10 protein-coding genes are annotated in these 10,654 nt (G+C 43.1%); 7 read left to right on the forward strand and 3 right to left on the reverse strand.

Annotated elements, in window-relative coordinates; genetic code table 11:
- The first annotated feature begins 150 nt into the window (after window positions 1–150).
- Window positions 151–2,343 (forward strand): ATP-dependent helicase, encoded by a 2,193-nt coding sequence (locus IEW76_RS16275; protein WP_188655488.1) that lies wholly within the window; start codon window positions 151–153, stop codon window positions 2,341–2,343.
- Window positions 2,344–2,369: 26 nt separating this feature from the next.
- Here the strand turns inward: IEW76_RS16275 and IEW76_RS16280 are convergent, their stop codons facing one another.
- Window positions 2,370–2,552: a hypothetical protein gene (locus IEW76_RS16280; protein ID WP_188655489.1), complete on the reverse strand. Its 183-nt coding sequence runs from the start codon at window positions 2,550–2,552 to the stop codon at window positions 2,370–2,372.
- Window positions 2,553–2,752: 200 nt separating this feature from the next.
- Between IEW76_RS16280 and IEW76_RS16285 the strand changes: the two genes are divergently transcribed.
- The 5 genes from IEW76_RS16285 to IEW76_RS16305 all read left to right on the forward strand — a co-directional run bounded on the left by IEW76_RS16285 (window position 2,753) and on the right by IEW76_RS16305 (window position 6,992).
- Window positions 2,753–3,220: a divergent PAP2 family protein gene (locus IEW76_RS16285; RefSeq protein WP_188655490.1), complete on the forward strand. Its 468-nt coding sequence runs from the start codon at window positions 2,753–2,755 to the stop codon at window positions 3,218–3,220.
- A 200-nt stretch (window positions 3,221–3,420) separates the two neighbouring features.
- Window positions 3,421–4,275 (forward strand): formate/nitrite transporter family protein, encoded by an 855-nt coding sequence (locus IEW76_RS16290; RefSeq protein ID WP_188655491.1) that lies wholly within the window; start codon window positions 3,421–3,423, stop codon window positions 4,273–4,275.
- Window positions 4,276–4,551: 276 nt separating this feature from the next.
- Window positions 4,552–5,250 (forward strand): Na-translocating system protein MpsC family protein, encoded by a 699-nt coding sequence (locus tag IEW76_RS16295; protein WP_188655502.1) that lies wholly within the window; start codon window positions 4,552–4,554, stop codon window positions 5,248–5,250.
- 113 nt (window positions 5,251–5,363) lie between these two features.
- On the forward strand, window positions 5,364–5,855 hold the full coding sequence (locus tag IEW76_RS16300; RefSeq protein WP_188655492.1) for a hypothetical protein: 492 nt from the start codon (window positions 5,364–5,366) through the stop codon (window positions 5,853–5,855).
- 81 nt (window positions 5,856–5,936) lie between these two features.
- Window positions 5,937–6,992, forward strand: coding sequence for a PLL family lectin (locus IEW76_RS16305; protein WP_188655493.1), 1,056 nt, complete (start codon window positions 5,937–5,939; stop codon window positions 6,990–6,992).
- Window positions 6,993–7,333: 341 nt separating this feature from the next.
- Here the strand turns inward: IEW76_RS16305 and IEW76_RS16310 are convergent, their stop codons facing one another.
- Together IEW76_RS16310 and IEW76_RS16315 are read right to left on the reverse strand one after the other, a co-directional pair.
- Window positions 7,334–7,771, reverse strand: a complete 438-nt coding sequence (locus IEW76_RS16310) for a CHRD domain-containing protein (protein WP_188655494.1) — start codon at window positions 7,769–7,771, stop codon at window positions 7,334–7,336.
- 346 nt (window positions 7,772–8,117) lie between these two features.
- Window positions 8,118–8,918 (reverse strand): alpha/beta hydrolase, encoded by an 801-nt coding sequence (locus IEW76_RS16315; protein ID WP_188655495.1) that lies wholly within the window; start codon window positions 8,916–8,918, stop codon window positions 8,118–8,120.
- A 244-nt stretch (window positions 8,919–9,162) separates the two neighbouring features.
- On the opposite strand from IEW76_RS16315, the gene IEW76_RS16320 reads away from it, so the two are divergent.
- Window positions 9,163–10,476 (forward strand): phenylacetate--CoA ligase family protein, encoded by a 1,314-nt coding sequence (locus IEW76_RS16320; protein WP_188655496.1) that lies wholly within the window; start codon window positions 9,163–9,165, stop codon window positions 10,474–10,476.
- Window positions 10,477–10,654 lie beyond the last annotated feature (178 nt).

Here is a 10,654-nt window from a genome sequence, read left to right on the forward strand (position 1 = left end):
GAGGTAGAATATCATAGAGATAGAAGATATAATACGAGTAGGACACAGGCAGAGTCATGTCATGAAAGAAGAATAGATGGAAGAGGGGTGCTCGGACCTTCTTCCATCTATTTTTGTTCTGTCGATCGATAAGGAAAGGGAGAGGCTTTAATGGATTTCTTTACAAGAATGGAAGAGGCGACAGGGGTTCGGTTGAATGAGGTGCAGCAACAGGCTGTGTTGCATACGGATGGGCCGCTCTTGTTGCTAGCTTCACCGGGTTCAGGGAAGACCACAACACTTAATATGAAGATCGGATACTTGTTGTTAGAGAAGAAGGTTAGACCGGATCGTATTATGGCGATTACCTTTAGTAAGCAATCTGCTCAAGATATGTCCGAGAGGTTTGATGAATTCTTCTCTGACCTCACGAGTGATAAAGTTCATTTCTCAACCATTCACAGCTTTGCCTTTAAGGTTGTTCGTGAGGCTTTAAGGAAAGAAGGCCAAGACTTTCAGCTCATCGAAGGACAAATTAATGAGGATGAGTGGAAGAAAGGATTCCAGGGGGAGCATGTGCCTCTTCACAAGAAGTTTATTTTAAAGAAGCTCTTTGAAGATGAGAACGGGACGCAAATCTCAGATGATGAGATGGACGAACTGATGACGTATATCAGTTTCGTGAAGAACCGGATGCTTAGTGGGAAAGAGCTTCATAAAGTGAAGGCGAATGTAAAGAATGCAGCATCAATTTATCAGTCCTATGAACGTTTTAAGAAAGAGTATACCAACTCTTTACTGCTCGATTTTGACGATATGTTGACCTATTGCCATCAGAGCTTGTTGGATGACCCTCAAATTCTGCATCGATATCAGCAGCAGTTTGAGTATATATTAACGGATGAGAGTCAAGACAACTCCGTCGTTCAGCATGAGATTGTTGAGCTTCTTGCTAAGCCTCAGAATAATTTGTGTGTCGTAGCCGATGATGACCAGTCGATCTTTATGTGGCGCGGCTCTGATGTGACGAAGCTTCTTAAGTTTGAGGGTACGTACCCGGACGCGACTGTCCTCACAATGTCGCAGAATTACCGGTCCTCAGTTGAGATTGTTGAAGTCTCCAATCAGTTTATTAAGCGAAACCAGAACCGATTTCATAAGGAAATGTTCACCGAAAATCCCTCATCCAATCCGATCGCCATTAAAGCTATGCGAAGCTATGAGGATCAGTTAAAGTACGTGACGGATCAGGTGAAGCAAAGTGGTCCAAAGGAAGAGGTAGCTGTTCTGTACCGGAATAATGCCTCAGCCGTGCCGCTTGCGGATAAGCTCAGTAAAGCAGGAATTGACTTTTACATGAAAGATATTGATGCAAAGTTCTTCAAACACTGGATTGTTGAGGATGTTTTGAATTTTATGAGGCTCACTTACAATGATCGGCGCGTGGATATATTAGAGAGAATTCATACGAAGTTTAATGCGTATATCACGAAAAGTCAGATCGCGTTTCTAAGAAGTCGTCCATCTCAAGAATCAGTCTTTGATCTTCTCCTTGAAACCGATCTTCCTTCTTATCAGAAGAAAAACGTGACTCAGGCAAAGAAGCTATTCGCTGAGATGAATAAGATGGAACCAGCGAGAGCGATCCGTGTCATACGAGATCGGCTTGGATACGACAAAGCAATTCAGAAGATGGTAGAGAAATTCGGCTTTAATGGTGAACATTTGTTTACAGTTTTAAACACACTTGAAGAGATTGCAGAAGGACTCGGTTCGTTAAAAGGTTTTGCAGACCGGCTGAAGGAACTTGAGCAATTGGTTCAAACGTCTAAATATAACAAGCAATCGTGTTCCCTTACCTTAACAACGTTCCACAGCGCCAAAGGCCTTGAGTATGACAAGGTATATATGATTGATCTAATCAATGGTGTTGTGCCTTCGAAGGAAGACATGGACAGTTATCGGAAGAAAGAATATGGCCCGATGGAAGAAGCGGTGCGCCTCTTTTACGTAGGGATGACTCGGGCGCGCACTCATTTAGAACTGTTGACTTATGGATACAAAGGGGATGAACGTGTGTCTGAGTCACAGTTCGTCACGAATGTGCGCAGAATTGCCAAGTTCCCTGATGAGAAGAGAGCCGTAACACGACGTAAACGGCCGGCTCCCGATTTATCTGATGAGAGTTTGCTCGGATGGGATGAGATTGAGGTTGGACGAGAAGTGGAGCATCAAAAGTTTGGTGTTGGCGTTATTAAAGAGTATGGGGGCGCAGCGATCGCCATCGAGTTTGAAGAAGTGGGTTATAAAGAGTTTAATGCGGAGATCTGTATTGATAATGGGATCTTGCGTAAGAAAGAGTAGGACTTCCTTATGAGGAAGTCCTTTTTTTAGTTTTGTTCAGGATTCTTGGATTTGCGAGCGCGTTTAGCTGATTCTTTGTGCGCTTTGTTCGCAGCGGCACTTCCGAATTCGCCTGTTACTTCTTGTCCAAATTCAACGTCCATCTTCTTTGGATCAAATCCTTTTTTGTGCTTTTGTTCTGCGTCGTTTTTCTTTGTTTTCTTTGCCATGTGAATCCCTCCTTCTTATCAAGTTTAGTATGTTTCTGCTCGGAAACATTTATTCCATTTCCATTTCGTTATCCGAGCTTGGAAAGGCTTGATGTTTTTCATATCAATAATTAGCTTACGTATTGCTTAAGATTATTCATTTCGGGGTATGAGTTTATTAGAAACGATTGACTGGAAATGATTTAACGGAGGGTGAAGAGATGAAGAAAATGAATCGAGGCATTCTAACAGCTTTAACATCAATAGGAATCGCACAAGGACTAAAGATCTTAACCCATAAGAAACTTTCAGGTAATTGGGACTGGAAGCAGGTTGCGACGACAGGCGGTATGCCAAGTTCGCACTCCGCTGGTGTATGTGCATTAGCTACATACTTAGCCTCTCATAAGGGAGCGCGTCACACAGAAACAGCGCTCGCTACGGTTTTTGGAGCTATTGTGATGTATGATGCTCAAGGCATAAGGCGTCATACCGGTGAGATCGCACGACTTGTAAATGAGTTAGAAGACAGTTTTGCCTCTTTAGCTGGTGATTTCCCAAGTTTTGAATTTGTGGAACGGGAGAAAGAATTAAAGGAACTACTTGGACACCAGCCAGTGGAAGTATTAGGCGGAGCCATATTTGGTTGTGCTCTAGGGTTTGCTTCAGCGAAGCTCGAGAATAACTAAGGAGTATCCATTGTTTAGAAACCCCTCTTGAATTAAGAGGGGTTTCTTTACTGGTAAGAACCTTATTACATCATGTTGTCAACTTAAATTTAGAACGTAAACGTTACCAATTTCTATATATTACAAATTAGTGATAAAGGTTGCGATCCTTCCAAGACAGGCATATGATTAAATGTGAAAAGGTTCACAAAAGAGGACGGATGGTGATTAAGTTGGAGGAAAACACAATAAACCAAACTGTACAAAAAGCTTTAGGGAAGAAGGAAATGGTTGAAGCGAACCCAGGCCATTACCTGATTCGAGCTGCTTTAGCTGGGATTTATATTGGATTTGCTATTATATTATCTTTTAAACTTGCACAACCTTTTTACGAGCAACATGCAGTGTCAACCTATCTCTTGAATGCTTTGTTCTTTGGAGTTGCCTTTTGTTTAATTATTTATGGTGGATCTGAACTCTTTACGTCAAACACGATGTATTTGACTGTATCCTCTTTAAGGAAAGAGACAACCTGGTTGGATACCGTGAAGGTATGGAGCTATTGCTATGCAGGTAATGTAGTAGGAATCTTATTTTTTACAGGAATCATTTATCTCACCGGTCTTCTTCAAGCCATTATTCCTGAAGAGTCGTTTCTTATTGCTGCTGCGGAGAAAAAGATGAATGTGCCGACTTCACAGCTTTTCTTTCGAGCCATCCTAGCAAACTGGCTCGTATGTTTGGCAGTATGGATTCCTATGCAAGTGAAGGAGGATATCTCGAAGATCATGCTAATGATGCTTCTTGTGTTCACATTCTTCATTTCAGGCTATGAACATAGTATTGCAAACGTCGCTTTGTTCTCACTAGCATTATCCTCGCCTCACACAGCTTTAGTGAGTCTGGAAGGATTCATGCACAACATCATTCCTGTTACACTTGGCAATATTATCGGCGGAGGCTTCTTTGTAGGAGCTGTCTATGTTTACTTAAACCAGAAAAAGCAAGCTTCACCTGTTTCAGTGAAAGGACTAAAGCCATTGAAAGGTCAATCCTCTAAGACTTCTCAAATATAAGTGTGACTTTTGATTTCGGACTAACTCAAAATAACGGAAACATTTAACATTATTATTTAAAAATAATGTCAGACGCGTTATAATTACCGTGGGATAGATGAATAAACTTCTTTCCTACAATAGAAACCACAATTACTGTCTACCGAAGCCATCGAAGGTCAGCCTTCTTTGGCTTTTTTGAACGCTTCTTAAACGATTTGTTTAGCTTGTTTTCTTAAGTGGTAAGTATATCTATCAGATGATAGTAGAAACTGCGAGAGAAAAGGGTTGAGAGATATGGAAGAGAAGTCCGTTCAAGCTGAATTAGCGAGTTATACAGGAAAGCTTTTACGAGAGCATTATGGCAAAGGGCCAGCTTCTGTCTATGTGTCGATTAAGCATCCGTTTATAACATTTTATCTTCGTGATTTCCTCACACCCACAGAGAGTGTCCTTCGTAGCCAAGGTCACGATCAGAAGGTGGAAGAGACACGGGACCTTTTAATGAAAGACGTTTTACATGAACTGAAGGCCACGTTAACGGTTGTGGCGGACCTTCAAGTTGATAACTTATATTATGACTGGTCGTTAGAAAACCGTACGGGTATCATTCTCGGCGTCCTGTCAGAAGATCAAGCAAACAAGGATGAACAATTTTATGAATATCCGGCCAAAGGGAAGCTGCATGAAGAGATTAACCGTGTAAGCCGACAGGTGGAGAAAGAGCCGGAAGAAACGAATTCACTTTATTTGAATGATCGAACCCTCGTTATTCAGCGTAAAGGAATCCTAGTTGATATTGAGAAAGAACTGATTCGATCAGGGTATGAGCAACCGCTGCGCTTAAGTAAGCGAAGGTTAGAGAAAGACATGCTCGACCGTCGACTCTATGAATCTATATTAGGTGTCTCGATTACCGATCTTTTTGTAGACTGGGATTTTCAGTTGGATCAGAGTTTTATAGTATTAATAATTCAAAAGAATAAACCGATGTAGGTGGAAATGGGCTAGACTATAGAGCTAGACATAAGCCGAAAAGACGTCATGTGACGTCTTTTCGGCTTTTTTTTGTGGATAAAAGCGAAATGAAAGAAAAGGAGAAAGAAAACATGTTTGGATTTGCAGGTGTAATTAAACTTATTCTATCAGCATTTATCATATTGCCCGTTGTATCCATTATAAGGGAAGGGGGCTATTTAATTGCGAGTCATTTATTGGGGGCTAGCAGTTCTAAGGTAACAGTAGGATGTGGTCCGAAGGTATTTAATATAGGAGTCTTTGAAGTGCGACGTTATTATTTTATGTACAGCTGGTGTAGTTACGATTCTTTAAAGTTTGATAAGAAATGGGCTCATATCATCATATATTCTGCGCCCATATTAAGTAATATCATCGTAGCAATTGGAGTCAATGCGCTTCTTGCCGTAGATGGTATTCCTATGGAATCGTTTTGGACCCAATTTATCTTCTATGCGTTTTACTTTGTCTTATTTGATTTTCTTCCTGTGTATTACCCTGATGGTCAGCCTAGCAATGGAAGGGTAATCTATGACCTGGTTCGTCATAATAAATTCCCCGATTTCGAAAAAGAAGGGGAATAAGACATTTTTTCAATGGACGACCTCTAATCCTCACTTCTTGGGCATATCATGTATAGATGAGTTGAGATAGGAGGGACATCAATGTGGAATCAGAATGGATATCATATGTATCCTTATTATCCTTTTCAAACTCCTTATTACGATGATGCCCGATTTGCTGGACAGGGAGGCTATGGAAACGAGCAGCAACCTGTATATTATGATGCGGCGCAAGTTCCATTATCATATGCCGATCAGCCTATAGTACAAGATGGGATTGAACCAGCCTATCGAGCCAGTTGGAAGTCATGGGAAGACCTTGACTCTCCACCGGGGGGAATGAAGGGAGCGCCAGCAGTGGCTTCTTGGCAGGCCAATCGATTGGATTGTTTCGTACGTGGGGACGATAACGCGATGTGGCATAAATGGTGGGATGGTTCCCGATGGAGAGAGTGGGAGAATCTTGGTGCACCGCGAGGAGGTCTTAGAAGCTATCCAGCTGCTGTTTCATGGGGGCAGAATCGCATTGACTGTTTTGTTCGGGGCCGTAATGAGCGAATGTGGCATAAGTGGTGGGACGGTTCACGCTGGAGCAACTGGGAGGACCTTGGGACGCCACCAAGAGGCATGAAAGGTGCTCCGGCTGTAGCATCATGGCAATCGAACCGATTAGATTGTTTTGTTCAAGGTGAAGACAACAACATGTGGCATAAGTGGTGGGATGGTTCTAGGTGGAGTGGGTGGGAAGATCTTGGTTCTCCTCAAGGCGGCCTACGCGATGCCCCTGGTGCTGTGTCATGGGGGCCAAATCGAATTGACTGTTTCGTACGTGGTCGCACGGATCAGCTATGGCATAAATGGTGGGATGGTTCCCGCTGGAGCAATTGGGAGAACCTTGGTGCTCCTCGTGGTGGATTTGAAAATGCACCAGCAGCTTCATCATGGTCTCCTAACCGAATCGATTGCTTCGTTCGAGGTGATAACAATAGTTTATGGAAGAAAACATGGAAAGGGACGAAGTGGAGTAATTGGAAAGACCTTGGTGCCCCCCAAGGTGGTGTCCGCTCAAGCCCGGCGGCCGTCTCCTGGGCAAGGAAGCGGGTGGATTGTTTCGTAAGAGGGCGAAACGACAACATGTGGCATAAGTGGTATTCATAGAAAAAGCCTGCATCTCTTATAAGAGGTGCAGGCTTTTCGTTGTTGTAATTTGGCCATAGGTCAATAGGGATGAGCATTGCTCAAAAGCAGATGCGGACGGGTAGAAAGTGAGCGAGCACGGCTAGGAAGCCATTGAGCACGGCCAGAAAATGAGCGAGCACGGCTCAAAAGCGTGCGGGCACGGCCAGAAAGCGATCGATCACGGCTCAAAAGCGATTGAGCACGGCTAGAAAGCGATCGAGCACGGCTAGAAAATGAGCGAGCATGGCTCAAAAGCAGATACGCACGGCCAGAAAACTTATTTTGCTTTTCTAGATCTGCCTCAAATCGTCTATGGATGATTAGTTATCATGTATAGGGATGATTTGTCCCCTGATCTCACCTGCAAGGTTTTGTTCTGTATGCACATTTACATACGTTAATTCCTTTTTCATGCAATCGAGAAGGTCAGCAATGGAGTGAATGCCGACGTCGTTCTTCACAATGTCTTCATCTCTTAGAATGCCAGTTACTACACCTTTATGAGTTGAGATACCGTTTTGGTTTGGTAATGTATCAAGATCTGCTCCGAACAAGAAAGCTACAACAGGACCATTCTGGTCACGATTGCCAAAGTGGATATGGGCTTGAACGAAATTTTCGATATCTTCCACTTTTAGTACGAATTTAATTTTAGTGTCATGCTTATTTGCAACAAATTTTGCGAAGCCAGATGCTTGAGATTCAACTGGTGGAACTTCGTTTTTTCCTTTTAAGCGTGCTTTAAAATACTTTTCCATATCATCGCCTCCTGTAGTGAACGCTCTTATCTTATTCACTGGGCTCTGAATGGTGTTTGTATATTTAAGTGGATGTGAGAGTTAGTGTGAAGGGGCCATTACCATATGGGGTTTAGGGCTTGCTCGGGGACAACTCGCTTTCCTGCGGATAGCTGGAAAGCCTCCTCGTTCGCTTTCGCTCTACAGGCCCGCCTTACGCCCAAACTAAATTAAAGGAACCTTGACATCTCGCCCTTGGAAAGCGAATCGTCCCCTAGAAACATTAACTACTCAACATATGTAACGGCTCCATTTACACACAAAGTCTACTAACTTCGTCTCTTCTTATAGTAAGATCTTTTTGAGTTTATATACTCTGTAAAAGCAGATCCACTTCTTCTCGTACGGCTGCCCATGCTTCTGTTTTTGTGTCGATCAACATAAAGTGTTCGGCTTCTGTAAGTTCTACAAACTTCACAAACTCAGCCAGTTCTTCAGCGATGCGCTGGTAACGTGAGCTGATTCCAATAGGGACATGTATATCAAGTGCCCCGTGAATGAGGACGTGTGGAACGTTAAAAGGAAGCAGTTCAAGTGGTGAGGCAGCTTTTAGTCGTTCGGCTACATCTTGAGGGCTGCCTTTTAATAAATCGGCAACTGGGTTGTTTGGTTCTGCTCCTATAGACGTATCTCTGAAATGGTGAACGTCGTGCATCGTTTCAAGATCGACTACACCTGCAAGGCTCATAGCTCCTGCTACAGAATGGGGATGTTCTATATAAAGATCGCTTGTCGCCTGAATCTTATGACGGCCTGCGAGCCACATTGCTAAATGGCCGCCGGCTGAATGACCAATGGTAATGGTTTTGGTGGTATCTAGATTATATTCTTTGGAAAGCTCAAGTACGTAATCGAAAGCGGCCCCTACGTCTAAGAGGGTATTGGGCCAAGCACCATCTTCTTGTCCAACGCGACGATATTCTATATTCCAAGTAGCGAAGCCTTGAGCTGTTAGATCTTCTGCAACATCATGCATAAGATCCAACTGGAACTGTTCTTTCCAGAATCCTCCGTGTATAACAACCGCAACGGGATGAGGTCCTTCTCCTTCTGGGAGTCTTATTTCTCCAAATTGGTCTTTTTTGTCTCCGTAAAAAATCTTCTTCATCGTAACACCTCATTACTCTTTTTCTATAAAGGTATTATCTCATAGATGAATAAGCAAAAGGAAAAGTGTGTCCGGTTTAAAAGATTTAATTTTCTGATTACTTGTTGACTTTCCTTTTCTTTCAAGATAAGTTAGTAAGTAGATGATATAACGATAAAAATAAATCCGATAATTTAGTGCAATACGTTTTGGTTCTGTCTGCCTGGTTTTAGGAATGATTCTAAGCGAAAATGGGGGAAGATGTATGATTTTGCACAAAAATGAAAGCGCTTCAAAAAGTGATATGGAACAAGTGCAGCTAGCGGGTCTTAAGGATACAGTGAAGCGGGTGTACGACCATGTTCCGTTTTACCGGGATCAATTTGATGCAATGGGCCTGAAGCCGAGTGATATACAAACCGTTGAGGATGTCCAGAAGTTACCTTTTTTGCAGAAGAAGGATCTTCGTGCTCATTATCCGTTTGGTTTATTTGCAGTAGATCGAAGTGAACTTGTACGTCTACACGCTTCTTCTGGGACAAGCGGAAAGCCGACGGTTGTCGGATATACAAAAAAGGATATACAAATGTGGTCTGATCTTGTCGCTCGTGCCATCTCTTTAGCGGGTGGGAAGAAGGGGGAGATCCTCCACAATGCTTATGGGTACGGTTTATTTACAGGTGGACTTGGTCTCCACTTTGGGAGTGAAGAGTTAGGGATGGCTACCGTTCCTGTCTCAGGGGGCAATACCGAACGTCAGATTACGTTAATTGAGGACTTCAAGCCGACGGTGATCTGTGGTACTCCTTCTTATATGTTGAATATTGCAGAGCGCATGGAGCTTATGGGTAAAGATCCAAGAGCTACGTCCTTAAAATACGGCATTTTCGGAGCCGAGCCATGGTCTGAAGAGATGAGGCGCACTCTTGAAGAGAAATTTGATATTAAAGCGTGTGATATTTACGGTCTAAGTGAAGTGTTGGGGCCTGGGGTGGCTATGGAATGTCATGAAGCTCAAGATGGCCTTCATGTTGCTGAAGACCATTTCCTTGTTGAGGTCATTAATCCTGAAACGATGGAGCCAGTGGCAGATGGGGAAGACGGAGAGCTTGTTTTTACTAGCTTAACGAAAGAGGCCTTTCCTGTTCTTCGTTACCGTACAGGTGACATCGCTTCGATTACACGTGAACCTTGTGCTTGTGGACGTACGACAACGCGCATGTCCAGGGTGAAAGGTCGAATCGATGACATGCTTATTATAAGGGGAGTAAACGTATTTCCTTCTGAGATTGAACATTTTCTATTACAGGTAAAGGGGATTGTTCCTCATTATCAGCTTCATTTAATGCGTAAAGGAAGTATGCAACAAGTTGAATTGCAGGTCGAAGTCGATGAAGCGTTCTATGGAAGTATCGGAGAGAATCTAAAGCATGAGAAGTGTGACACCTTATCAAAGCAGATCAGAACCATCATGAAGAATAACTGTCTCGTTTCTGTAGATGTTCGTGTGAACAAACCAAATTCCATCCCTCGTTCTGAGGGGAAAGCGGTTCGGGTTGTAGAGCAGATGATGAGTTAGGAGTAGATTCTATTAAAAAGCCTAAATCGTTATTACGATTTAGGCTTTTTGGATGTGTGCCCGACATGGGCGCAAGCTTTAGGGTTAGAGTCCCGAACGGTGAAGGTCGTTGTAGCCGTTAGCCAAGGGCAAGGGTGTCCGGGGTGACCCGGAATCTGAAGGAAGCCGGAGGCAAATT

Origin of the sequence: Pontibacillus salipaludis (genome assembly GCF_014642405.1) — a bacterium.
In the GTDB taxonomy this organism is placed as follows: domain Bacteria; phylum Bacillota; class Bacilli; order Bacillales; family BH030062; genus Pontibacillus; species Pontibacillus salipaludis.